This is a genomic window from Halomonas sp. HAL1 (genome assembly GCF_030544485.1).
In the GTDB taxonomy this organism is placed as follows: Bacteria; Pseudomonadota; Gammaproteobacteria; order Pseudomonadales; family Halomonadaceae; genus Vreelandella; species Vreelandella arctica.
Map to the genome: position 1 here is coordinate 3,307,745 of NZ_CP130610.1, position 25,461 is coordinate 3,333,205.

20 protein-coding genes and 2 tRNA genes are annotated in these 25,461 nt (G+C 56.7%); 10 read left to right on the plus strand and 12 right to left on the minus strand.

What is annotated here, in order from left to right:
* Nucleotides 1-165: 165 nt before the first annotated feature.
* The 8 genes from Q3Y66_RS15500 to Q3Y66_RS15535 form a co-directional block, all read right to left on the minus strand.
* Entirely contained in the window at nt 166-1,215 is a 1,050-nt protein-coding gene (locus Q3Y66_RS15500) for an IS110 family transposase (RefSeq protein WP_303319501.1), read from the minus strand.
* 177 nt (nt 1,216-1,392) lie between these two features.
* Complete coding sequence (gene nadA / locus Q3Y66_RS15505) at nt 1,393-2,421, minus strand: quinolinate synthase NadA (RefSeq protein WP_008957530.1); 1,029 nt, start codon at nt 2,419-2,421, stop codon at nt 1,393-1,395.
* 270 nt (nt 2,422-2,691) lie between these two features.
* Nucleotides 2,692-2,767, minus strand: a tRNA-Lys gene (locus Q3Y66_RS15510).
* Between the two features lie 92 nt (nt 2,768-2,859).
* Nucleotides 2,860-2,935: transfer RNA gene (locus Q3Y66_RS15515), tRNA-Lys, on the minus strand.
* 147 nt (nt 2,936-3,082) lie between these two features.
* Nucleotides 3,083-3,958 carry a 23S rRNA pseudouridine(2605) synthase RluB gene (rluB, locus tag Q3Y66_RS15520; RefSeq protein ID WP_008957531.1) on the minus strand — a complete coding sequence of 292 codons (876 nt, stop codon included), beginning with the start codon at nt 3,956-3,958 and terminating at the stop codon, nt 3,083-3,085.
* Complete coding sequence (scpB, locus tag Q3Y66_RS15525; RefSeq protein WP_008957532.1) at nt 3,945-4,784, minus strand: SMC-Scp complex subunit ScpB; 840 nt, start codon at nt 4,782-4,784, stop codon at nt 3,945-3,947. The genes rluB and scpB overlap by 14 nt, the downstream gene beginning before the upstream one ends.
* Nucleotides 4,781-5,731 carry a ScpA family protein gene (locus tag Q3Y66_RS15530; protein WP_008957533.1) on the minus strand — a complete coding sequence of 317 codons (951 nt, stop codon included), beginning with the start codon at nt 5,729-5,731 and terminating at the stop codon, nt 4,781-4,783. The genes scpB and Q3Y66_RS15530 overlap by 4 nt, the downstream gene beginning before the upstream one ends.
* A 99-nt stretch (nt 5,732-5,830) precedes the next feature.
* The gene (locus Q3Y66_RS15535; RefSeq protein ID WP_083832226.1) at nt 5,831-7,627 is read right to left on the minus strand and encodes a DEAD/DEAH box helicase; all 1,797 of its coding nucleotides are present in this window, start codon (nt 7,625-7,627) and stop codon (nt 5,831-5,833) included.
* A 109-nt stretch (nt 7,628-7,736) separates the two neighbouring features.
* On the opposite strand from Q3Y66_RS15535, the gene Q3Y66_RS15540 reads away from it, so the two are divergent.
* Entirely contained in the window at nt 7,737-7,976 is a 240-nt protein-coding gene (locus Q3Y66_RS15540) for a hypothetical protein (protein WP_083832227.1), read from the plus strand.
* Nucleotides 7,977-8,074: 98 nt separating this feature from the next.
* On the opposite strand, the gene purL is transcribed toward Q3Y66_RS15540, so the two are convergent.
* Complete coding sequence (gene purL, locus Q3Y66_RS15545; RefSeq protein ID WP_008957536.1) at nt 8,075-12,037, minus strand: phosphoribosylformylglycinamidine synthase; 3,963 nt, start codon at nt 12,035-12,037, stop codon at nt 8,075-8,077.
* 184 nt (nt 12,038-12,221) lie between these two features.
* Here purL and mltF point away from each other — a divergent pair, with 184 nt between their 5' ends.
* Nucleotides 12,222-13,685 carry a membrane-bound lytic murein transglycosylase MltF gene (mltF, locus tag Q3Y66_RS15550; protein ID WP_008957537.1) on the plus strand — a complete coding sequence of 488 codons (1,464 nt, stop codon included), beginning with the start codon at nt 12,222-12,224 and terminating at the stop codon, nt 13,683-13,685.
* A gap of 27 nt (nt 13,686-13,712) precedes the next feature.
* Here the strand turns inward: mltF and tadA are convergent, their stop codons facing one another.
* Nucleotides 13,713-14,180, minus strand: a complete 468-nt coding sequence (gene tadA, locus Q3Y66_RS15555) for a tRNA adenosine(34) deaminase TadA (RefSeq protein WP_008957538.1) — start codon at nt 14,178-14,180, stop codon at nt 13,713-13,715.
* 133 nt (nt 14,181-14,313) lie between these two features.
* Between tadA and Q3Y66_RS15560 the strand changes: the two genes are divergently transcribed.
* On the plus strand, nt 14,314-15,132 hold the full coding sequence (locus tag Q3Y66_RS15560; RefSeq protein ID WP_008957539.1) for an acyl-CoA thioesterase II: 819 nt from the start codon (nt 14,314-14,316) through the stop codon (nt 15,130-15,132).
* Nucleotides 15,133-15,203: 71 nt separating this feature from the next.
* On the opposite strand, the gene Q3Y66_RS15565 is transcribed toward Q3Y66_RS15560, so the two are convergent.
* Nucleotides 15,204-16,475, minus strand: coding sequence for a malic enzyme-like NAD(P)-binding protein (locus Q3Y66_RS15565; RefSeq protein ID WP_008957540.1), 1,272 nt, complete (start codon nt 16,473-16,475; stop codon nt 15,204-15,206).
* 339 nt (nt 16,476-16,814) lie between these two features.
* A complete protein-coding gene (gene rpmE, locus Q3Y66_RS15570) occupies nt 16,815-17,030 on the minus strand; it encodes a 50S ribosomal protein L31 (RefSeq protein ID WP_035562478.1) in 216 nt (71 codons plus the stop codon).
* A 158-nt stretch (nt 17,031-17,188) separates the two neighbouring features.
* Here rpmE and Q3Y66_RS15575 point away from each other — a divergent pair, with 158 nt between their 5' ends.
* The 7 genes from Q3Y66_RS15575 to ubiE all read left to right on the plus strand — a co-directional run bounded on the left by Q3Y66_RS15575 (nt 17,189) and on the right by ubiE (nt 25,450).
* A complete protein-coding gene (locus Q3Y66_RS15575) occupies nt 17,189-19,435 on the plus strand; it encodes a primosomal protein N' (RefSeq protein ID WP_035586700.1) in 2,247 nt (748 codons plus the stop codon).
* A 124-nt stretch (nt 19,436-19,559) separates the two neighbouring features.
* Nucleotides 19,560-21,245 (plus strand): arginine--tRNA ligase, encoded by a 1,686-nt coding sequence (gene argS, locus Q3Y66_RS15580; RefSeq protein ID WP_008957544.1) that lies wholly within the window; start codon nt 19,560-19,562, stop codon nt 21,243-21,245.
* A gap of 3 nt (nt 21,246-21,248) precedes the next feature.
* Nucleotides 21,249-21,983, plus strand: coding sequence for an SPOR domain-containing protein (locus Q3Y66_RS15585; protein WP_008957545.1), 735 nt, complete (start codon nt 21,249-21,251; stop codon nt 21,981-21,983).
* Between the two features lie 159 nt (nt 21,984-22,142).
* Nucleotides 22,143-22,676, plus strand: a complete 534-nt coding sequence (gene hslV / locus Q3Y66_RS15590) for an ATP-dependent protease subunit HslV (protein ID WP_008957546.1) — start codon at nt 22,143-22,145, stop codon at nt 22,674-22,676.
* Nucleotides 22,677-22,727: 51 nt separating this feature from the next.
* Entirely contained in the window at nt 22,728-24,050 is a 1,323-nt protein-coding gene (gene hslU / locus Q3Y66_RS15595; RefSeq protein WP_008957547.1) for an ATP-dependent protease ATPase subunit HslU, read from the plus strand.
* 112 nt (nt 24,051-24,162) lie between these two features.
* Complete coding sequence (locus tag Q3Y66_RS15600) at nt 24,163-24,546, plus strand: gamma-butyrobetaine hydroxylase-like domain-containing protein (RefSeq protein WP_008957548.1); 384 nt, start codon at nt 24,163-24,165, stop codon at nt 24,544-24,546.
* Between the two features lie 148 nt (nt 24,547-24,694).
* A complete protein-coding gene (ubiE, locus tag Q3Y66_RS15605) occupies nt 24,695-25,450 on the plus strand; it encodes a bifunctional demethylmenaquinone methyltransferase/2-methoxy-6-polyprenyl-1,4-benzoquinol methylase UbiE (RefSeq protein ID WP_008957549.1) in 756 nt (251 codons plus the stop codon).
* Nucleotides 25,451-25,461: the final 11 nt, after the last annotated feature.

Sequence of the window (25,461 nt, forward strand, 5' to 3'; positions counted from 1 at the left end):
ACCCTGATGAACGTCGCGCACCTTCTCTCCTCAACGAGGCGTAGGCTTTTTCAGCCATCGCAATGATCAGGTTGCGAGAAGGTCGGTCTGACCTGTTTTTCATCGATCGTTGCCCGGCAACAAGGTAGCCGCCTCTCGGCGCTTAGCCGCTGATGGTGCTACCGCTTAGCTCACCATCAGCGCTGAACCGTCGTTAAACTCTCTACAATAGGACTGTCCGCTGTGCAGAACCGCCCAGGCGGTTCGTACTGTCTTGTTCGCTAACGCGACAGCCGCTTTGTTCTTGCCCACGCGTGCGACCAGCGCGCGTAGCCAACGGCTTTTGGCATCCTGCTTGTCACCCACGGTGTTGATGGCCGAGTGTGCGCCGCGTATCAGGGCGGCTTTCAGCGAGATTTGCCCCGTTCGGCCAATGCCCTTGATCTTCGCGATGCCACCACTGCTGTGTTGTGTCGGCGTCAACCCCAGATAGGCTGACGCTTGGCGACCTTTCTTGAAGGCGTTGCCGTTACCGAGGGCGCTATAGAGCTGGGTGGCGACCACCGGTCCCACTCCCTCAATCGCCAACAGTTGGCGACAAGGCATCACCGCACGGCTCATCTGCTCCACGCGCTTATCCAGTGACTGAATACGCTCGTTGAGTCGATCCAGCTCCGCCATTTGCTCGGCAATCAAGTCACGCATCAGCATCGAAAGCTCGTTATCGGCATCTTCCAGGGCGAGCCAGACACGTTGCTTTAACGCTTTCTGTCCCCGACCGCTGATCACTCCATATTCCTGCAATAACCCATGAACCTGATTGATCAACTGGGTGCGCTGATGGATGTACCTCTCCCGAATGCGGTGCAGGCTCTGAATATCCTGCTGCTCTACGCTTTTGAGTGGTACAAAGCGCATGTCCGGACGACATCCGGCTTCTACAATAGCGAGGGCGTCATTGGCATCTGTCTTGTGCCCTTTGCGAAAAGGCGTCACAAACTGGGGCGAAATGAGGGCAACGGTATGGCCGAGGGCCTGCAGTTGTCGCGCCCAATAATGCGATCCACCGCACGCTTCCATAAATACCCGACAGGCCGGTTGGCGGCGCATAAAATCCAAGACCTGATGCCGTTTAAGCTCTTTGTTGACCTGAACACGCGAGGAGCGGGTGTCGACAACACACACTTGAAAAACACGCTTTGCCAGATCAATACCTATCGTCGTATGCTTGTTCATGGCTCTTCCCCTCCGCATTGATGTGGTTCAACTATCAATGTAGCTCGCTGAAGCTTCGAGAGGGGAGGAGTCCCTTTCATTGAGGAGCGCAGCGACGCGGCAATCTTAACCAGCGGTTGCAATAACCCCAAGATTGCTTCACTTCGTTCGCAATGACATTCGGTTAATCTTTTCTCGCTAGGCGTTGAAATTAAGCATCCGCTCCAGCGGCATCAGGGCCTTCAAACGCATCGACTCATCGACCTGAATCTCACCACTTCCCTCGCGCAATGCACCCGCCAGGTTATCCAGCGCGTTCATGGCCATCCAGGGGCAGTGCGCGCAGCTGCGACAGGTAGCGCCGTTACCTGCGGTGGGCGCTTCAAACAGGGTTTTATGGGGCACCGCCTGCTGCATCTTGAAAAAGATGCCTCGGTCCGTCGCCACAATCAGCTTATCGTTAGGTAGCTCTTTAGCGGCCTTGATCAATTGCGAAGTGGAACCTGCCACGTCGGCCAGCTTCACCACCGGCTCGGGCGACTCGGGGTGCACCAAGACAGCCGCATCGGGATAGATCCGCTTAAGGTCTTCAACGCCTTTGGCCTTGAACTCTTCATGGACGATACAGGCGCCGTCCCACATCAACATATCGGCGCCGGTTTTCTTCTGGATGTAGCCGCCTAAATGCTTATCAGGTGCCCAGAGAATTTTCTCGCCCCTGGCCTGTAGGTGCTCAATTACCTCTACTGCAATTGATGAAGTCACCACCCAATCCGCTCGCGCCTTAACCGCCGCTGAGGTGTTGGCATACACCACCACGGTGCGATCCGGGTGCGCATCACAAAAAGCGCTGAATTCATCGGCAGGGCAGCCAATATCCAGTGAACAGGTCGCTTCCAGGGTGGGCATGAGCACGCGCTTTTCAGGCGACAGTATCTTGGCGGTTTCGCCCATAAAGCGAACCCCGGCAACTACTAGCGTGGTGGCGTCGTGGCGGGCACCAAAGCGTGCCATTTCTAGCGAATCGGCAACGCAGCCGCCGGTCTCTTCGGCGAGCTGCTGAATAGCATCATCGGTGTAATAATGCGCGACCAAAACAGCGTTATGAGCTTTCAATAGCTGCTTGATTTCTTCGACCCTTGCCAAATCTTCCGCCGGAATCCGGGTCGGACAGTACGCAACGGGCAACGGAGCACTCAGCTCTGCTTGAGTAGTCATAATAGTCATCGTGTCTACCACTGTGACGAACAGGGAATCCCCCTGCTAAACACTGGGTCACGGCACAGGCGCGTTTCGCTCTATTCCCGCACCGCTCGCGTGCGATCGGCCGCTACGTCTCTCGTGGTGGCCTATCGTCTGAATATCTATTCTAGCCCATTCTGATTGGAAATAGCTGCCCGCTGCAAACAGATTGTCACGTAGCGGCATTACCCAAAAGTGCTTATCACCCGCATAGCAAAACGCCCCTGGCAGCTATACTGCCAGGGGCGTTGAATTTGGTGGGTCGTGCAGGATTCGAACCTGCGACCAATTGATTAAAAGTCAACTGCTCTACCAACTGAGCTAACGACCCAAATTTGCGCTACTACATCATCATACTGTCTTCGTTCACAACCACCCGACGCCACTTGTTGTTCAAACATATTGTAAAAACAACGGCTTTGATGGTGGGTCGTGCAGGATTCGAACCTGCGACCAATTGATTAAAAGTCAACTGCTCTACCAACTGAGCTAACGACCCGCCTGAACGGATGCATATCCTACGCTTACACCCTTTTGATAGCAAGTGTTTTTTAGTCTCGGATAACAGAAATGAACCATACAACGTGCCTGACTGATCAATACAAACCGGTTCAGGCACGTTCACTTGCCTGCTTAACGGGCTTTGTTAACGGGCTTTGCTTTTCGGTTTACGCATCGCTTGAACCGGCTTACGCTTGTGCTTATCGCGGTTCCAGCGGTTCTTTTCATCGGGCGTCAACGCAGGCACTTTACGGGTTTCTAAGTTAGCCAATGTCGCTAAGTCATCCACCTCATCCTGGTTAAGTTCAACCCATTCACCGGCTTTAGCGCGCTTATCGAGGAAGATGTTGCCGTAACGCACGCGTTTCAGGCGACTCACCGTGAGGGCTTGCGACTCCCAAAGGCGCCGCACTTCGCGGTTACGACCTTCCAAAATTACCACGTGGAACCAGGTATTGATGCCTTCGCCGCCAAACTCCTGCACATCCGTGAAGCGAGCCGGACCGTCTTCCAGCATCACGCCATCAACCATTGCCAGGATATGCTCACGCTTCACTTCACCCATTACGCGAACGGCATACTCACGCTCCACCTGGGTAGAGGGATGCATCAAGCGGTTGGCCAACTCGCCATCCGTGGTAAACAGCAGCAAACCGCTGGTGTTGATATCCAGACGACCAATCGCAATCCAGCGCTCGCCTTTCAAGCGCGGCAAGCGTTCAAATACGGTGCGCCGACCTTCCGGGTCTTTGCGTGTGCACAACTCGCCTTCCGGCTTGTTGTACATAATCACTCGACGCGGCACTTCCTCTTCAGGGCGCAGCGATACCGGGCGGTCATCAAAGCTGACTTTATCCCGCGCTTCAACACGGTCACCCAGCTTGGCCACCTGGCTATTCACCTTTACACGGCCATCGGAAATTGCCGTTTCCATCTCACGCCGTGAGCCAAGGCCTGCGCGGGCCAGGACTTTTTGCAGCTTTTCGCTGGTAGGGGGCGTGGTGCTATCACTCTGACTCATGGTCGTCTGACCTCACATCGGTAGTCTGCGTGCGCTCGCGCTCTTCTTCGTTCGCGCGCTGCGCACGTGCCGCCAACCGTGCCTGTAAATCGGCAAAGCTTAGCGGCTGGGTTAACGCCGTCTCGGCGTGCGTATCGGCTGTTTCAGCCGACGTTATCTCTTCTCTCTGGGGTGGCGCATCCTGCACCGTTTTGATCGTTCCGTCTAGTGCTTCGTGGTCTGAGCCGGTGTCATTCTCTTCATGAATGTCAGCCTCCTGTGTCATCCCTGTGTCTTCAGGTATTGCGCTCTCATCCCAACTTGCCAGGGTATGCATTGGCGGCAGCGCATCGAGCGTTTTTAACCCGAAATCGTCTAAAAAGCTGCGCGTAGTGGCATACACCGCTGGACGCCCCGGCACATCCCGGTGTCCCACTACCCGAATCCAACCACGCTCTGCCAGCGTCCGCATAATCGAGCTACTCACGCTGACCCCACGCACTTCTTCAATATCACCCCGGGTGACCGGCTGGCGATAGGCGATCAGCGCCAGCGTTTCCAGCAGCGCGCGTGAGTAGCGCTGGGGGCGCTCATCCCATAGCCGCGACACCCATTGCGACAGACGCGGGCGAATGCGTAGCTGATAGCCTGATATCGTTTCCAACAACTCTAGCGCCCCAGCCGAATGGCGCAGCTGTAAGCGTTCAAGGACATCGCGAAACTCTTTCCGAGTCGGGCATTCGCCGTCAAGAAAAAGCGTTTCTAGACGTTCAAGGGGTAACGGTTCACCAGCGGCCAGGAGCGCTGCTTCAATAATGTCATCTAACGCGTTGGCGGCGTTACTCATGGCGTCTCTTCTCCAGTTTCAAAGGCGGACTCACCATAGGCATCGTCTTCTATCTCGTTCTCCTCAAAAGCGCCCTCTTCGTCGTCGGCCAGGGCGGCACGCCGAGCACGTACGTGGATCGGCGAAAGCGGTGCATTCTGAACAATTTCAATCATGGCTTCTTTGGCCAGTTCTAAAATCGCCATAAACGTGACCACCACGCCAGGCCGCCCTTCTTCTAAAGTGAACAGCGCTTCAAAGGGAGTATAGCGATGATGCGCATCATCGTGACTGAGTAACTCCATAATCTTGAGCATGCGCTCACGGGTAGATAGCACCTCGCGACTGATCTGGTGGGCCTGCACCAGCTCAGCGCGTTTGAGTATATCGGAGAGCGCGCTGAGCAATTCATCCAATTCCACCTCAGGGTGAATCACACGAGATTCCAGTGGAGGCAAGCCCGCCTGCACGCTGAACCAGTCACGCCCCATGCGCGGCAGTGTATCCAGTGTCTCGGCTGCCTCTTTGAGGCGTTCGTACTCCTGGAGGCGCCGGATAAGCTCTGCACGAGGATCCTCCTCATCGTCGCCCTCGGCCTTCGGCGGGCGGGGTAACAAGGTACGCGACTTGATCTCAGCGAGCATAGCGGCCATCAGCAGGTATTCACCCGCTAACTCAATCTCCATGGCCTTCATCAGTTCCACGTATTCGATGTACTGGTGGGTGATAGTGGCCACATTGATGGTCAGGATATCCAGGTTCTGACGCCGAATCAGGTAGAGCAGTAAATCCAGCGGGCCTTCAAAGGTCTCCAGAAAGACGCGTAGTGCCTCGGGAGGAATATACAAATCCTCCGGCATTTCCGTTATCTGCTCATTGAACAGGCGCCCAAACGAAACCGCCACTGGGTCAGTGGTCGCAGCGTCAGGATTTTCTAGCTCAGTCGTATCGCTTGGCGTCTCGCTCACGCGGGTCGGCTCTCCTGGTAAAAGGGGGTCAACACAATCGCACAGTTTAGCAAAGTCGACACCCTTGGCGACGCCCAAGTCGCAGGTAATGAAAGCGCATCACCCTGCCTCCACCGCTTTACGATAGCGTCCTTCGTAATCAAACAGCTTGTCGCGGATTTGGAAATGGCGGCCCACTTTACGGCCTACGACAAAATCAGGATGGCGCAGGCGGCGCTGCTCGGCGACTACCTCATCAGCGCTCAACGGCTGCCATTTGCCGCCAGGTGCGCGCAGGTGATAGCGCAGAAATGCGGCATAGAAGGCGCGCCGTTGAGCAGGCGTTTCCAGTGCGAACCACTCGGAGAGCTGGGTGCCATCTTCATCGTGGTAAGTCACTTTCAAACGCGGCAGGCCACGACCATTGGTCGTCGCTTCCAGTTGCATACCGCTTACTCGCAATACTTTGGCATCTTTCAGCTTTAGGGCATCTTTTAGCTTGTCATCTGCGTCCACCAACAGCTTGTCGCAGCCATGGCAGCGCCGGGCAGCGATATCATTTTCGGCACCGCACTCATCGCAAACTTTAAAGCGAAACCGGAAGTCACACTGATGGCGCTTACCCTCATCATCTTCAATTAGCCCCTGGCACCGGCGGCCAAAGTGCTCGATGACGATGTCACCATCTCGCTTGCCCCAGTATAGGTTGGCATGGCCGCAGGCGGGGCACTCGACTTGAACCGGCTCGCTATCGCTATCTGGCTTCGGTTCGCCCACTTCCGGCGCGAAGATATCCCAGGGATTACCGGCGTAATCCAGAATCAGGCAGTCTCTTTTGCCCGGCGACAAACGCAGTCCTCTACCCACCATCTGTTGATAAAGGCTAACCGACTCAGTGGGGCGTAAAATAGCGATCAGATCCACGTGGGGAGCATCGAAACCAGTGGTCAGCACCGCTACATTAACCAGGTACTTCAGCTCCCGTGCTTTGAAGGCATCAATTAGCGCTGTGCGCTCCTGGGAGGGGGTCGCGCCGGTGATAAGCGCCGCTTCGGCTCGCGGCAAATAACCGATAATTTCTTCGGCATGGGCCACCGTGGCGGCAAAGATCATTATCCCCTGGCGATCAGCCGCGCGTTCGACGATTTGTCCGATAATACCCGGCGTTGCCCGGCTACCCGCCACCACGCGATTGAGTTCCTCTTCCTGAAAAAAACCGCTTGAAGAGGGCTTAAGGGCTGAGAAATCATAGCCCTCAATGGCCATATCCAGGCGTTTGGGGGCCGCCAGATAACCCTGCTTCACCATCAGCCGTAGCGGCTGCTCAAAGACACAGTCGCGAAAAAAGCTCTCTTCGCTGCCCCTGACCATGCCGTGGTGATGGCGATAATAGATAAACCCCTGCCCTAACCGATACGGCGTCGCAGTGAGCCCGAGAATTTTAAGCTTGGGGTTTTGGGCCCGCAGATGCTCAATCACTTGGCGGTAGCTGGCGTCTTCGTTAAGCGATACGCGGTGACTCTCATCAATGACCAGCAAGGTAAAGTTTTCGTCATTAAAGCGATCTAAATTGCGCACCACCGACTGCACCGAGCCAAAGACCACTTGCCGATTCGCCTCTTTACGCTTTAGGCCCGCGCTAAAAATATCGGCCTCAAGCCCATAAGCCTGATACTTGGCATGGTTCTGCTCCACCAGCTCGCGTACGTGAGCGAGCACCAGTACACGCCCACGCGCAAGACGCGCCAGCTCGGCAATCACCAGGGATTTACCGCTGCCGGTAGGCAGCACCACCAACGCCGGCTCACTGGAAGCACGAAAATGCACGACCACCCGTTTTACCGCTTCGTGCTGATAGGGGCGAAGCTGAGGCGTTAGAAGGGACGCTTGTAAGGAGTTAGATGACGGCAAATTAATTAGCCTGCTATTGAACTATTAAGACTTTCGTCGAATCGTAGTAATGATAGTTTAAATAATCCCTAAACTCGCAACGTTTATTAGCGAGAAGATAATAGTGAGATAAGTCATGACTACCAACCATTTCAGCCCTGAATGCCCAGAATGCAATAGCCGTTTAAAACGCTTGCCCGCCACACGGCGTGGTCAAGCCCATGTGTTCTGTATGGATTGCGGGCATGATTTTGGACGCTTCGAGTACCTCGTTGAGCGCTACCGGTTAGAGCTTGAAACACTGGAGGCTAAGCTAGGAGTAACGTCGACAGGCGCGGAGGAAACACCGGCGAGCGCTCCCCAGCAGCACTCTTAATAACGGTTGTCACGGCTAGCGAAACTGTTAACGGCGGCAAAGAAGCCGCCGTTAACATGGGCGCTATACCCATCGCATTATTTGGAGCATCACTGGAATCAGTTGAGCCACACCCGCGCATTGCGGAATAGGCGCAGCCAAGCACCATCTTCAGTCCACTCCGCCGGACGCCAAGAGTTGGTGACCGCCCGAGCGACACGTTCAGGGTGCGGCATCATGATCGTCACGCGGCCATCGGGCGTGGTTAGCCCAGTAATGCCCGACGGAGAGCCGTTAGGGTTCGCCGGGTAGCGGGTCGTCACTTGGCCATAGTTGTCGATGTAGCGAAGCGCAATCTGGCTACTCGACTGCATGCTACGCAGATGCGCGCTGTCACGGAACTCCGCCTGCCCTTCGCCATGGGCAACTGCAATGGGCAGCTTAGAGCCTTCCATGCCGGCGAGCAGAATCGAAGGGCTCTTTTCGACCCGCACCATAGAGACCCGCGCTTCAAACTGCTCGGACTCATTGCGCACAAACGTCGGCCAATTTTCCGCGCCAGGAATCAGCGATTTCAACTGCGAGAGCATCTGGCAGCCATTGCAGACGCCCAACGAGAAGCTATCGTCACGGGCAAAGAATGCCGCGAACTGTTCACGGGCGCGTTCGTTGAACAGCACCGATTTAGCCCATCCGCCGCCTGCGCCTAGCACGTCGCCATAAGAGAAGCCGCCACAGGCGACAAGGCCCTTGAATTCATCCAGCGAAACACGCCCTTCAAGGATGTCACTCATATGGACATCCACCGCCTCAAAGCCAGCCTTATCGAAGGCCCAAGCCATTTCTACCTGACCGTTAACCCCCTGTTCGCGCAACACGGCCATGGCCGGTTTGGCGGTATTAACAAATGGCGCGCTGATGTCGTCATTGATATCAAAGGTCGGCGTGGCGGAAAGTCCTGGATCACGGCTATCGAGCAGGTTGTCGAATTCGTTCTTGGCGCACTCAGGGTTATCGCGCAGCGCCTGCATACGATAACTGGTTTCCGCCCAGGTACGCTGGGTCAGCTGACGCGTAGTTTCCAGCAAGGGCTCTTCAAATAGCGTCACGCGCACTTGGTCATCGTAACGGGGACGAGCAATCACGCCACAGGTTTCAATACCGGCCACGGCAAACTGCGCCAGCACTTCTTCAGTGTGTTGACGATTGACCTGAATGACCGCGCCCAGCTCTTCGGAGAACAGCGCATTTAACGCCTCGACCGGCTCATCGATCATCCAGTCAAGCTTGATCTCAAGCCCTGCATGGGCAGCAAAGGCCATTTCCAGTAGGGTGACCAACAGGCCGCCATCGCTGCGATCGTGGTAGGCCAGTAGCTTACCGTCGCGGTTAAGGCCCTGAATGACCTCGAAGAAGGCTTTAATATCCTCCGGGTCGTCTACATCAGGGCAATCGTTACCCACCTGGCCGTATACCTGCGCCAAGGCAGAGCCACCCAAGCGGTTCTGACCACTGCCCAGGTCAATCAAAATCAGATCAGACTCATCTTGATCCAGGTTGATCTGCGGCGTAAGTGTTGCCATTGCATTGGTGACCGGCGCAAAGCCCGTGACGACCAGCGAAAGCGGCGACGTAACGCTTTTGTCTTCGCTTTCACCCTGGTCGTTCTCATCGGTCCATGCGGTGCGCATTGACATGGAGTCTTTGCCCACCGGAATCGCAATACCTAACGCCGGGCACATCTCCATGCCCACGGCGTAAACAGCATCATAAAGCGCTTGGTTTTCACCGGGGTGGTCAGCAGCACTCATCCAGTTAGCGGAGAGTTTGATATCGCTAAGCTTGGCGATTGGCGCGGCCGCCAGATTGGTAATAGCCTCAGCGACGGCCAAGCGAGCGCTTGCCGCGGGGTTGATCAACGCCACCGGCGGACGCTCGCCCAGCGCCATGGCTTCACCGGCGAGGGTGTCATAGCTTGCCGTGGTGACCGCCACATCGGCTACCGGCACCTGCCAGGGGCCGACCATTTGATCACGGGCCACTTGGCCGGTAATCGAGCGATCACCAATGGTGATCAGGAAGCTTTTGGAGGCGACTGTCGGCAAACGCAGTACCCGATCCAGCGCTTCGCGAAGGTCAAGATTATCCAGCATCATGCCGGAAAGCTCGGGATCGTGGCGCTCAAACTCACGCTGCATTTTAGGTGCTTTGCCGAACAGCACACTCATCGGCAAATCGACCGGCTTGCTGCTGAAATGACCATCGCGCACTTCCAAATGGTGCGCTTCCAGCGCTTCACCGACCACTGCATAAGGGCAACGTTCGCGCTTACACAGTGCGTCAAAGGTATCCAAGTCTCCTGGCGCTACGGCGAGCACGTAGCGCTCTTGCGCTTCATTGCACCAAATTTCCAGCGGGCTCATGCCAGGCTCGGCATTCGGCACCGCGCGCAAGTCAAAACGGCCGCCACGGTTGCCGTCTTTGACCAGCTCCGGCAACGCGTTGGAAAGCCCGCCTGCGCCTACATCGTGAATAAAGCGAATGGGGTTGTGATCGCCCAGGGCCCAGCAACGGTCAATAACTTCCTGGGCACGACGCTCTATTTCCGGGTTTTCACGCTGCACCGAGGCAAAATCCAAATCGGCGCTGGAGGTGCCGGACGCCATACTGGATGCAGCGCCACCGCCCAAGCCAATCAGCATCGCCGGGCCGCCCATTACGATCAGTTTGCCGCCGACAGGGATATCGCCCTTTTGGACGTGGTGAGCACGAATATTGCCGTAACCACCGGCAAGCATGATCGGCTTGTGGAAACCACGCCGCTCTATACCACCTTCGTTCAGGGACTCCTGCTCGTAAGTGCGGAAATAGCCGGTTAGATTGGGGCGACCAAACTCATTGTTAAATGCCGCGCCGCCAATCGGGCCTTCGAGCATAATGTTGAGCGCCGACTCCATGCGCCCCGGCTTGCCGTAATCAAAGGCTTCCCAGGGCTGTACGAACTCAGGAATACGCAGATTAGAGACGGTATAGCCAGAAAGACCCGCTTTGGGTTTGCCACCGATACCCGTCGCACCCTCATCGCGAATTTCGCCCCCGGAACCTGTGGCTGCACCTGGGAAAGGGGCAATCGCGGTGGGATGATTGTGGGTCTCCACCTTCATCAGAATATGAATGGGCTCCTGATGGGTGCCATAAAGCGCCCGCTCGTCTTCCGCCCCGGTAAGTGGTGTCGCAAAGAAGCGGCCGCCCTGGCTGCCCTTGATGACAGCGGCATTATCACTGTAAGCGGACAGCACGTTGTCCGGCGACGACGCAAAGGTGTTCTTGATCATCTTAAACAGCGAGTGGCTTTGCGGCTCGCCGTCGATCACCCAGTCGGCATTAAATATCTTGTGACGGCAGTGCTCGGAGTTGGCCTGGGCAAACATCATCAATTCAACATCGCTGGGGTTACGCCCCAGTTCGTTGAAGGCGTCTACCAAGTAATCAATTTCATCTTCTGCCAGCGCCAGTCCCAGCGCTTGGTTGGCTGTCGCTAAGGCTTCCCGGCCCCCTTCTAGAATATCCACACTACCCAACGGCGCCGGGTCGTGCTGGGCAAACAGCTTGGCAGCGTCTGAAGCATCGGATAGCACGGTTTCAGTCATACGGTCATGCAGCAGTGCCGCTAGTGCGTTCAGGCTCTCTTCATCCGGCATGTCGGTAAAGCTGACCCGATAATCGATGCCGCGCTCAATACGGCTAATCTGGTTCAATCCGCAATTATGGGCGATATCCGTCGCTTTAGACGACCAGGGCGACTGGGTACCCAAACGCGGCACCACTAAAAACCGCTGGGCGCTTTTCGGAACCTCTACGCTCGAGTGAGTGCCATCGCCCGGCACATAGTCAAGTAACTGCACCAAACGCTCGTGGGCGGTATCGTCCAGCGTCTTGCTGTGGTTATGAGCGTTAAGGTCGATGAAATGAACATAGTGGGCAGACAGCGCTTCCACCTCGGGAACACGTTCACGCAGCACCGTTAACAGCCGAGCATAACGGAAGGCAGAAAGGGCGGGCGCGCCTCGCAGTTCGAGCATATCCTGAAGCCTCTAGAGCAGGGAAATTCGAGCAGGGAAATCACCGGGCCGCTAAGCGGCCGTGCTTTTATGATAGCGAAAAACGCCTATGATACTGGAAACCAGCCACCACACGAAATCAACAAGGTGACAGCGTAACCCGGGCTGGGTATCGTGGCAGCTTGTTTCATGCCAACAAGACGCCATGCTGACGTTGATTTGCCGACATTTTATAGCCCGTGCCAGCGCTTATTATGCGTTAATCACTATTACGCTTTTGACCATGGTACCCACTCTCTCTCTTGCTCCCCCAGGCGAGCATTTAACGCATATCAGCACAAAAGACTTTATTACCGTTCATACCCGCAACACCCCCACGACCTATTACGAAGGCCGCCAAGGCCCTACCGGCTTTGAATACGAACTGATGCACCGTTTTGCCGATTACTTGGGAGTGAGTCTTAACCTTGACGCCAGCCACCACCCAGAAAGCGTCCTGCCGGCGGTGCGTGAAAAAGGCGACCTGGGCGCGGCAGCGCTGCCATTACTGCCTGACAGCCCTGGCGTCCACTACACTCGGCCGATTATTCAAATGCAGCCGCTGGTGGTTTACCGCCGCGGCCTGAATGGCATTAAAGAGCCGAGTGACCTTGTCGGCTTAGAACTTGGCACGCTAAGCGAAGCCGGTACTGATGAAGCGCTGCGCGACCTTCAGCGGCGTCATCCTACCTTGAGCTGGAAAGAGTCTCACGAGCTTGAAGTCGCCGAACTGCTGGCACGCGTTGAAGACGGCACCCTGGACGCCGCGGTCATTTTCGAGCATCAGTTTCGTTTAAATCGGCTGTTTTTCCCCAATGTGGAACGTGGCTTTATACTCGGCGACCCGCTCTCCATGGCATGGGCGGTGCCTAGCGGTCGCGGCTTAGGGTTGCTTGAAGCCGCCAATCGGTTCCTACAAGACCTTCAAGAAAGCGGCACGCTTGATCGGCTGGTAAGCCGCTACTTCGGCCACGACGACTATTTAGAGTATGTCGGCACGCGCACCTTTCTTGATCACCTTGATGCACGCTTGCCCCGTTACACGGCACTGTTCCAGCAGGCTGCCCGCGAAACAGAGTTTGACTGGAAGTTATTGGCAGCAGTGGGGTATCAGGAATCCCACTGGGACCCAGACGCCGTCTCGCCAACGGGCGTGCGCGGTTTGATGATGCTGACCAACCCCACGGCGGGTGAAATGGGCGTGACGGATCGCACAAACCCCGCCCAGAGCATTGACGGCGGTGCCCGCTATTTACGCAGTATCAAAGACCGCTTGCCGGAAGGCATAACCGGCGATGATCGCCTGTTTATGGCCATGGCGGCCTACAACGTGGGCCTTGGCCACCTCTATGACGCACGTAAGATTGCGGAAATGCGCGGCGGCGACCCCGACAGCTGGCAAGATGTGCGCGCGGCGCTACCGCTATTACAGCAGCGTGAATGGCATAGCCAAACGCGTTACGGCTACGCCCGTGGCGGTGAGCCGGTAATATACGTACGCAATATCCGTCGTTATTACGAAATGATTCAATATGTGGAGCGTAGTCGTCAGCAATTTTTTCAACTAGAACAAATGCCTGTCAATGATGACCCGCTGGTATTGTTTGAGCTTGTGCCGCCACTTGATTAACAGCGTCGTAGCATTTCCAATTCAGTATTACTGATTCAATTCCTCGCGCCGGGCGGCGAAAAAACCCTTCAGCAGCTTTTGCGAGGCTGCGCTCAATACCCCACCGGTCACCGCGATCTGATGATTAAACCACGGCTGTGCCAACAGGTTAGCCTTTGATTCGACCATGCCCGCACGGGGTTCGGCGGCACCGTAGACTAGGCGTGCCAGGCGAGCATGAATCATCGTACCCGCACACATCATGCAGGGCTCCAGGGTGACAAATAGCGTGCAGCCTTCAAGGCGATAGTTGCCCTGGTGCTTGCCCGCCTCGCGCAGGGCACGAACTTCCGCATGGCCGCTAGGGTCGCAGCTGGCCACCGGCGCATTACATCCCACACCAATAATCTCTCCCTGCGCATCGACAACCACTGCCCCTACGGGCACCTCGCCCGCCGCCGCGGCCATGTGGGCTTGGTCGAGCGCCCGGTGCATGTAAAATTCATCGCTGCGCATAAACGTAAACTCCGCTAAGGTAGCTAAACGATCGTATGAAAGAGGTGCCCGGCGCCGTGGCAGCTTATTACTTTTACCGATAGCATTCTTTCACTGACCGCATTCAAAAGAGACAGCCGCAAGGATACCGAGAATGACAGACGCGCTGAACAAACTGGTAGCGTTACTAGAACTAGAAACGCTGGAAGAGACGCTATTTCGTGGCCAGAGCCAGGATTTAGGCTTTCCTCAGCTCTACGGTGGTCAGGTTCTTGGCCAAGCGCTGGCCGCCGCCGCGCGCACCGTGCCAGACGAGCGTCGCCCGCACTCTCAACATGGCTACTTTCTGCGCCCCGGCGACCCCCATCGACCCGTTGTCTATCAGGTGGATACCATTCGCGACGGCGGCAGCTTTACCACCCGCCGCGTTACTGCCATTCAAAAAGGCCGGCCAATCTTTTTCTGCAGCGCCTCTTTTCAGAGCGAGGAAGCAAGCTTTAGCCATCAGCGTGCCATGCCAAATGTCGCCACCCCCGAAGCGCTGCTAGAGAGCGGCGATGCCAAACATGACCGCTTTCCCGGCCACCCCATTGAGTTTTTGCATCTCACGGGCAACCCCGACAACGGCACGCCTACAGGCCAGTGTTTGTGGTTTCGCCTTTCAGGCACACTGCCAGACGACCCGGCCCTGCATCGCCACCTGCTCTCGTACGCCTCTGACTTCAACCTGCTGACCACCAGCCTGATTCCTCACGGCATCGAGTACCGCGACCCCAAGCTGCGCATCGCCAGCCTAGACCACGCCTTGTGGCTACACCAGGACACACGCCTGGACGATTGGCTGCTGTATGTTATCGATTCACCCTGGGCAGGCGGCGCTCGCGGGCTGGCGCGGGGGCATATTTATAGTCGCGACGGTCGATTAGTGGCCTCTACCGCTCAAGAAGGGCTAACGCGTTATTCACAAGACTAAATTGATACTCTCTCAAACATTTACGCCCGCTTATTAGCGGGCGTAAATAGTTACCAGAATGCTGCGGTTTATTAGCCACCGTAAACGTCGTTGATAGACGTTAGCGGATAGTGCGCAGGAAACGGTTTGCGCGCCACGCCAGAGTCAACCGCGGCTTGGGCAACCGCCGAGGTGACTCGCGCCAACAGGCGAATATCGACAGGCGTGGGAATGATGTACTCGCGGCCAAAACTCATCTCGGTGCGCTCGTAGGCATCCAGCACTTCCTGAGGAACCGGCTCGCGGGCCAGATCTTTCAGCGCATGCACGGCGGCCAGTTTCATCTCTTCGTTAATGCGTGTAGCACGAACATCCAGCGCACCACGGAAGATAAACGGGAAGCCCAGCACGTTGTTGACCTGGTTCGGAAAATCCGAACGGCCAGTGGCCATGATCACATCCGGGCGCGCTTCGCGGGCAACGTCAGGATGAATTTCCGGATCCGGATTAGTGCAGGCAAAAATCACTGGATCTGGCGCCATTTTCTTCACCTGTTCAGCGGAGAGCAGGCCCGGGCCGGAAAGGCCGATAAACACGTCAGCGTTGTCGATGGCATCATCCAAGGTGCGCATCTCGGTATCGCGGGCGAATTCAGCCTTGTATTCGTTGATGCCTTCGCGGTCCGTGTGAATGACACCACGGCGGTCAAGCATCACAAGATTGTCTTTACTTGCGCCACAGGAGACCAGCAGGCGCATGCAGGCAATCGCCGCCGCCCCTGCGCCCATGCAAACAATCTTAACGTCTTCGATACGTTTACCAGCGATCTCAAGCGCATTGAGCATGCCTGCCGCCGTGACAATCGCGGTGCCGTGCTGGTCATCGTGGAAGACCGGAATACTGCAGCGCTCAATCAGGGCTTTTTCAATTTCAAAGCACTCCGGCGCCTTGATATCTTCAAGGTTGATGCCTCCCCAGGTATCGGCAATGCGCGCGACGGTATCGATAAACGCCTGCGGGCTTTCCGCATCCACCTCGATATCCACCGAGTTAATGCCAGCAAAGCACTTAAACAGCACGCCTTTGCCTTCCATGACTGGCTTACTCGCCAGTGGGCCCAGATTACCTAAGCCAAGAATAGCGCTGCCGTCGGTGATAACGGCAACCAGATTACCCTTGCCGGTATAGCGGTAGGCATTTTCCGCATCCCTGGCGATTTCAAGCACTGGCTCAGCCACGCCTGGGCTATACGCCAGCGCCAAATCCCGTGCCGTCGCGGTGGGTTTGGTCAACTCCACCGACAGCTTACCGGGAATCGGTTTTGCGTGATAATCCAAAGCAGCCTGCTTATTTGCATCCGTCATGGTCAGAGTCCAGTTAACATAAAGTAGATAAGTCATTTCAGAATATAGAAAAAACCTATGCGCCTCAAGCGCGCCGTCAACTCATATCAAAACGCCCGTTTAAATGAATTTTACCTTCATATTCGCCACATTTCGCAGATATTTGCTGAATCTTATGTAAAACAGCGTTAGTCATAACGCTTTGCTTATTGCTGTACCGCAACATTAGCGCAGCATTTGTGAAAATTTTTTCCATAAAAAATATAGCTGGTTTTTTAGCGAGACAACAAAAAACCCACGCCGCGGCGTGGGTTTTGCGCAAGTACGACCTGTACTTGCGATATGGCTATCCGAGTTGGATTAGCCGCGCTTAACAGCAGCGCCGAAACGCTTGTTGAAGCGCTCTACGCGGCCACCAGTGGTCGCTTGCTTCTGCTTACCAGTATAGAACGGGTGGCAGTTGGAGCACACATCCAGAGAGAAGTCCTGACCTGAAGTAGAACCTACCTGGAAATTAGCACCGCAAGAACAGTTGGCGGTGACCGTGTTGTAATTCGGGTGGATACCTTGTCTCATCTCGAACCTCACGAAGCTATATGCCGCCACCTGATCTCGTGCCAGGCACCGCATACGGGTTTGGAAAAACTACTAACCGGTTGGCCGCTCTTTCGTTACGATAAGATCGCTAAGAGTGAGCGGTCGCATATTCTAGCAAAACTAACGCCGGAGGCCAATTGCCTGATTCTGTTTCTTCGCGGGTACCGTCTCAAGTGCTTAACCAAATACTTAAAATAGCGCTGCCCTCACCGCTGCGACGCCTGTTCGACTACTTACCGTCTAACGTGACGCCCGCCTGCGGTTGGCAGCCGGGGCTGAGGGTGCGGGTGCCTTTTGGTCGCCGCGAAGTCGTCGGTGTGGTCGTGGAACTTGCCGACCACAGCGACCTACCGCGCGGCCAATTGCGCGCAGTCAGCGAGACGCTGGACGACGCGCCGCTACCAGCAGATTGGCTCTGGTTATGCCGTTTTGCCGCTCGCTACTATCAGCACAGCCTGGGTGACACCCTTCACCACGCCATGCCCGCGCGGCTACGCCAGGGGCACGCGATGGCCGGTCGCACACAAACACTTTGGATGGCCCAAGGTGACGGCGCGCAGGAAACCCTCAGCCGAGCGCCTAAGCAAGCAGAGCTGCATGCGCTTTTACGACAGCACCCCCATGGCCTACCCGGTCGTGCGGTTAGCGCCCATGGCTTTGCTCGCGACCAGCTATTAGCGCTAGAGAAGAAAGGCTTGGCCACTAGCCAGGAACATATTCTCACCGCGCCTACTCCCCCCAGCGGAAACTTACTCGCGACTCCCGCGTTACCCTTAAACCGTGAACAGGCCACGGCGCTGGCCGCGCTGCATGAAAAGCTAGAGGGCTATCACCCCTGTTTGCTCGAAGGCGTCACTGGCAGTGGGAAAACGGAAGTCTATCTTCAGCTGATTGAGGCAGTGGCCGCCAAAGGTAAGCAGTCGCTGGTGCTGGTGCCGGAAATTGGCTTAACGCCGCAAACGCTAGCCCGCTTTAGAAGCCGTTTTCGTGTGCCCGTGGTGGCGCTGCATTCGGGCCTTACCGACCCTGAGCGCTTAGACGTGTGGGAAGCCGCCGCCAGCGGCCGGGCGCTGATTATTATCGGCACCCGCTCGGCCATTTTCACGCCATTGGCTAACCCCGGTGCGATTATTGTCGATGAGGAGCATGATGGCTCCTACAAGCAGCACGACGGCTTACGCTATCACGCTCGCGATCTTGCGGTTGCACGCGCGCACTACCATAAAATTCCGCTACTAATGGGCAGCGCCACGCCGTCCTTAGAGAGCCTGCACCAAGCGCTTAGCGGCGCCTACCGCCACCTACGCCTGACCCAGCGCCCCAGCCGCCACCCACCGGCCAAGCTGGAACTGATCGATTTGCGTCACCAGCGCCGCCAAGGCGGCTTGCTGCCAGGGGCAATTAAGGCAATTAAAAGCACCTTAAGCGCGGGCAAACAGGTGCTGATCTTCATCAACCGCCGCGGCTTTGCCCCAACGCTTGCCTGCCACGCCTGCGGCTGGATGGCCGAGTGTGGCCAGTGTGATGCACGCATGACGCTACACCGTCAGCCCGCCCTGCTGGCCTGTCACCACTGCGATAGTCGCCGCGCCCTGCCGGACGCCTGCCCCGAGTGCGCCAGCGGCGACCTGCGCGCATTGGGTAGCGGCACTGAACGCACGGAAGAGACATTACATACCCTGTTTCCCAAGACCACCATCCACCGCATTGACCGCGATAGCACACGGCGCAAGGATAGCTTCGAGCAAGTGCTAAAAGAGATCCATCGCGGTGAGCCGTGCGTATTAGTCGGCACGCAAATGCTCGCCAAAGGGCACCACCTGCCCCACGTTACCTTGGTGGTAGTAGTTAATGCCGACGGCGGACTGTACGCCGCTGATTTTCGCGCGCTGGAACATAGCGCTCAATTGCTTGAGCAGGTGGCGGGCCGAGCGGGGCGGGCCGCTCATCCAGGCCGGGTGCTGGTGCAAACGCTACACCCCGACGATCCTCATCTGGGCCAGTTGGCTGAACATGGTTATGGAGCGCTCGCACGCAACATGCTGGAAGAGCGTCGTATTGCCCAGCTGCCCCCGTTCTGCTTTATGGCGCTACTTCGGATTGAAAGCCCCAAGGAGGAGGCCGCCTTAGCCATGGCGCAGCAGGCCGCCCAGGCCTTGCGCCAGTGGCTCAAAGAGTCCCGCGTGGCGACCCGCTGCCTGGGCCCGGTGCCCGCACCGATGGAAAGACGTCAAAACCGTTATCATTTACATGTCATGCTGGCGGCCGATAAGCGTAGCCAACTTCACCCTGCCGTCAGTTGGCTAGTGCAGTGGTTGGAAGCGAATCGCGAGGCGCGCAAGGTGCGTTGGTCGATAGATATCGACCCACAAACGCTCTCCTAAAGAGGGCCTTACCATCACGCGGCTTTGAAACTGCGGCTCAATTGCTGATAATAGCCGCTTTATCGACGCACTTTTACATGTGCGCGTTAGCACACGCCGCCACCGACGACACCCGGATACCTACATGAAAGACACCATAGTTTCTCTGCTCGAAGGCGCGGTTACTGCGCTCAAGCACCAAGGCGTGCTGCCGAACGACCTTCAACCCACGATCAAAGTCGACCCCACCAAAGACAAAGCCCACGGCGATTACGCCACCAATCTAGCGCTGATGCTGGCCAAACCGGCAGGCAAAAATCCGCGTGAATTAGCCACTATGCTGGTGGCCGCGCTCCCCGAAAGCGACGCGATCCAGAATACCGAGATCGCGGGCCCCGGTTTTATCAACTTTTTCGCTGCCGCCGATGCCGCAGCGCAAATCGTTGCCCAAGTGCTCGACTGCGGCGATACCTTTGGCCGCAGCTTGATCGGCAAAGGCGAAAAAGTGCAGGTGGAGTTCGTTTCCGCCAACCCCACTGGCCCGCTGCACGTTGGTCACGGCCGGGGCGCGGCGATTGGTGACTGTTTGTGCCGCCTGCTCGAAGCCACCGGCTATGACGTGACCCGCGAGTTCTACTACAACGACGCAGGTGCCCAGATCGCCAACCTCGCGCGCTCGGTACAAGCGCGTGTAAAAGGCTTGGGCCCTGACGACGCTAGCTGGCCGGAAGACGGCTATCGCGGTGAATACATTGTCGATGTCGCCAACGATTACCTGGCGGGTAAAACGGTCAGCGCCGATGACCGCGAAGTCACCGCCAAAAAAGACCCTGACGACTTAGACGCGATTCAAGAATTCGCCGTCGCATGGCTGCGTCGTGAGCAGGATCTGGACTTAAAAGCCTTTGGTGTAGAGTTCGATGTCTATTTCTTAGAGTCGTCGCTCTACGAAGATGGCAAGGTGGATGCCACCGTTGAGAAGCTGGTAAACGCTGGACACACCTATGAAGAAGATGGCGCCATGTGGCTGCGCACCACCGACTTCGGTGATGACAAAGACCGCGTGATGCGCAAACAGGACGGTGGCTACACCTACTTCCTACCCGATGTGGCCTACCACCTGGATAAGTGGCAGCGCGGCTTCAAAACCGTGATTAACGAGCAGGGTGCCGATCACCACTCCACCGTTACCCGTGTGCGCGCTGGTTTACAGGCGCTGGAAGTGGGCATTCCCAAAGGCTGGCCCGACTACGTGCTCCACCAGATGGTCATGGTCACCCGCTCCGGCGTTGAGGTAAAACTCTCCAAGCGCGCCGGTAGCTATGTCACCGTGCGCGACTTGATCGACGAAGTGGGCCGCGATGCCACGCGTTTTTTCCTCGCCGCCCGCCGCGCTGACTCCCAGCTCACCTTTGATATCGACCTGGCGCGCTCGCAGTCGAACGACAACCCGGTGTATTACATTCAATACGCGCACGCTCGGGTATGCAGCATGCTGCGTAAAGCACAGGGTGCCGACCAGCCGTTTGATCATGCATTAGCCATAGCTAACCTAGCCCTGCTGGATAGCGATCAGGAAAAAGCCGTTCTTAACCGCTTGGCACGCTTCCCTGAAGTGGTGGAGAACGCTGCTAGAAACCGCGAACCACAGCAGGTTGCCCAGTATTTGCTCGATCTTTCCGGCGATTTCCACACCTGCTATAACGCCGTCAAGGTAATGGTTGAGGACGACACCCTACGCAACACGCGCTTGGCGCTCGGCCTCGCCACCCGTCAAGTGCTGCGCAATGGGCTTGATTTAATGGGGGTTAGCGCCCCAGAGGAGATGTAATCCATGGCTAGCCCGCGTAAAAAGCCCGCTCCCCGCCGCGGAGCCACTTCGCAGCGCAAATCCCCCCGTAGCTCCGGCGGCGGCTTTCGCCTGCCCGGTTGGGTGTGGGGCCTGGCTGGCATGGCGGCAGGTTTTTTCTTGGCTCAGCACCAGCACGGCACCGCGCCTTGGCAAGAGCAGAGCGAAGCGCCTCAGGCCACGGTACTGCCCAAGCCCGCTGGAAGTGAGGAGCGCGCCGCTGCTCGGGAAACCGAAGAGGCCGCTGAGCCGTCAATGCCAACGTTTGAGTTTTATACGCTGCTGCCGGAAACCGAGGTCATTGCCCCTGGCGTCACGCTGCCATCCAGCGTTGTGCGCCCGGAGGTTCCCGAGCAAGCGGCCGAGAGCGATACCGCCTCTGGCGCGGCCAGCGACGACCCCATCGCCCAGGTCATTGCCGCTAACACCCGGCCTGAAGATCAGATTTCAGCCGCCCAAGAGAGTGAAGCGGCTACCAACACTCCCGGACGCTATATGCTTCAGGCCGCCTCATTTCGTGAGGCAAGTGACGCCGAACAGCTGCGCGGCCGACTGCGCAACTTAAGCCTGTTGGCGGAAGTTAGCGAAGTCCAGGCGGATGGCAATACCTGGCACCGTGTTCAAGTGGGGCCTTACAAGGATACCCGGGAGCTGAACCGCGCTCAGGATTTAATGAATACCCAGGGTATAGAACCACTACTTATCCAGCTGCAGAACTAATAATCCCATCTTGAATACCCTGCGGGCGGTTGATTTTTTATCAGCCGCCCGCATTTTGTTGTGAACGCTTACACAATGGTCGCTTCCATGAGCAATTTGCTAACAAGTAAGTGACCTGCCAGTCATCGGGAGCGCGCCTCCCACCAAGGAGTTATCTCCATGACCACTATTGTCTCCGTTCGTCGTGGTAACCAGGTCGCCCTCGCTGGCGACGGACAAGTTTCGCTGGGCAATACCGTAATGAAGGGTAACGCCAGTAAAGTACGCCGCCTCTACCGTGGCAAAGTACTGGCCGGGTTTGCCGGTGGCACCGCGGATGCGTTCACTCTGTTTGAACGCTTTGAAGCACAGTTGGAAAAATACCAAGGCCATCTCACCAAAGCAGCGGTTGAGCTCGCCAAAGATTGGCGCACCGACCGGGCGCTGCGCCGTTTAGAAGCACTGCTGGCCGTGGCTGACCATAGCGCCTCGCTGATCATTACCGGTAACGGTGATGTGGTCGAGCCTGAGCGCGGCATTATTGCGATTGGCTCTGGTGGCAACTTCGCCCAAGCCAGCGCCCGAGCGCTGTTAGAAAATACCGAGCTTTCGGCGCGTGAAATTACTGAGAAATCGCTGGCGATCGCTGGTGATATCTGTGTGTTTACCAATCATCACGTGACGCTCGAAGAGCTGTCGATTGACGGTCGCTAATCATTTTACGCGACTCGCAAACGCCGCTCATTGCCCACAAAGGTTACTTATATGACTCAGATGACACCCCGCGAAATTGTTCACGCTCTAGACCAGTACATTATTGGCCAGCAAGATGCTAAACGCGCCGTTGCAATCGCCCTGCGTAACCGCTGGCGCCGCATGCAGCTCGATGACGACTTGCGCCCAGAAGTCACGCCTAAGAACATTCTGATGATTGGCCCCACCGGTGTGGGTAAAACCGAGATTGCCCGCCGTTTGGCCAAGCTGGCCAAAGCACCGTTTATTAAAGTTGAAGCGACCAAGTTCACCGAAGTCGGCTATGTTGGCCGTGACGTTGAGTCGATTATTCGCGACTTGATGGAAGCCGCGATTAAGATGGTGCGCGAACAGGCGAAAGAAGAAGTTGGCAACCGTGCCGCGGATGCCGCCGAAGATCGGGTTCTAGATGCCCTTCTTCCGCCCCCCCGTGGCCAGGAAGATAAGCCACGTGAAGAAGGCAGCACTCGCCAGTCCTTCCGTAAAAAATTGCGTGAAGGCCAGCTGGACGATAAAGAGATCGATATTGAAATATCCTCTCACGGCCAAGGCATCGATATCATGACCCCGCCGGGCATGGAAGAGATGACCAGCCAACTGCAAAGCATGTTCTCCAACATGGGTCAGCAGAAGCGTGAGAATCGCCGCGTAACGGTCAAAGAAGCGCTGGTTCTGCTGCGTGATGAAGAAGCTGGCAAGCTGGTCAACGAGGAAGAGATCAAGGCTCGCGCGGTCTACTCGGTAGAGCAGCACGGCATCGTCTTCCTGGATGAGATCGACAAGGTGGCCAAGGGCAGCGGCCAGTCCAGCGGCGGCGAAGTCTCTCGCGAAGGCGTTCAACGCGACCTGCTGCCGCTGATCGAAGGCTCTACTGTTTCGACCAAGTACGGCATGGTCAAAACCGATCACATTCTGTTTATCGCTTCTGGCGCCTTCCACCTATCGCGCCCGTCCGACCTTATTCCTGAGTTACAGGGCCGCCTGCCGATTCGTGTAGAGCTTGATGCACTGACGCCCAACGACTTCAAACGCATCCTCACCGAGCCCTCTGCCTCGCTGACCAAGCAGTATCAGGCGCTCCTGGCGACAGAAGGCCTTGATGTGGAGTTTACTCCCGACGGTATCGAGCGCATCGCGCAGATCTCCTGGCAGGTCAATGAAGGCACTGAAAACATCGGCGCCCGCCGCCTGCACACGGTAATGGAGCGGTTGTTAGAAGAAGCCTCCTTCAAAGGCGGCGATATGGAGAGCCCGCTGGTCATCGACGGTGATTACGTCAATGCCCAGCTTGGCGAACTGGCGGTCGACGAAGACCTGTCGCGGTATATTTTGTAAGCTGCGCCTACCGTTATTATCAGCGCTAGTATCGTCAGCAACAGCAAGCCCGCTTTTCGCGGGCTTGCTGCTATGACACTTAGCTATGGACACTTAGCCATGAGGTCGCATCATGAACGCCCCTACCCCCACTCGGGTTCACTACCATAAGCAGTCCCGCGAGCTGGAACTTGGCTACGCCACTGGTGAAAATTTTCGCCTCCCGGTTGAGTTTTTACGCGTCTACTCGCCGTCTGCCGAAGTGCGCGGCCACGGTGGCGACACCGCCGTTCTACAGGTAGGTAAAAAAGATGTCGGCCTGCAGAATATTACCCAGGCGGGCAACTACGCGTTAAAGCTTCACTTTGACGATGGCCATGACAGCGGCCTGTTTAGCTGGAACTACTTATACGATCTGGCTACGCATCAAGAAGCCTATTGGAACAATTACTTGCAGCGCCTAAAGGATGCAGGCGCCTCGCGCGAGCCGGCCAGCATTCAATTCAAGCAACTGTGATGGCATGACTCACACCCCTGCAACCAACTAGGCAGACAAGCCAGGGCGGACAAGGCTACAATGACGCTAACTTTTTAATCGCGTCGGCCCTCAGTCAAAAGACCAAAGGTCGATCTGCCACCGCCTAAAATTCGGGAGCTACCGCCCCATGAGCCCCACAGAAAAACGCACGACTCATTTTGGTTACCAGGAAGTACCGGTTGACGAGAAAGCGTCACGAGTAGCTGACGTATTCCACTCGGTTGCCGCACGCTACGACGTAATGAACGACTTGATGTCGATGGGTATCCACCGGGTTTGGAAACGCATGACTATCGAGCGCGCCGGTGTGCGCCCTGGCCACCACGTGCTTGATATCGCTGGCGGCACGGGCGACTTAACCCTCAAGTTTTCACGCTTGGTTGGCCCGCGTGGCAAAGTAGTGCTGGCGGATATCAACGCCTCGATGCTCAAAGTCGGCCGCGACAAGCTGATGGATAATGGCGTCGGCGGCAACGTAGAGTATGTTCAAGCCAATGCCGAAAGCCTGCCGTTTCCCGATAATAGCTTCGACTGCATTACGATCGCTTTTGGGCTGCGCAATGTCACCGACAAAGACGCTGCGCTGCGCTCCATGGCGCGCGTTCTTAAACCCGGTGGGCGCCTGTTGGTATTAGAGTTCTCCAAACCCAACAACCCTTTGCTGTCTAAGGCTTACGACGAGTACTCCTTCCGCCTGCTGCCCAAAATGGGCGAACTGGTGGCGGGGGACGGCGAAAGTTACCGCTATTTGGCGGAGTCGATTCGGATGCATCCCGACCAGGAAACGCTCAAAGCCATGATGGAAGCTGCCGGGCTAGAGCGGGTCGAGTACACCAATCTGACGGGCGGTATCGTTGCACTACACCGCGGCATTAAGCTATGAGACTTCAGACG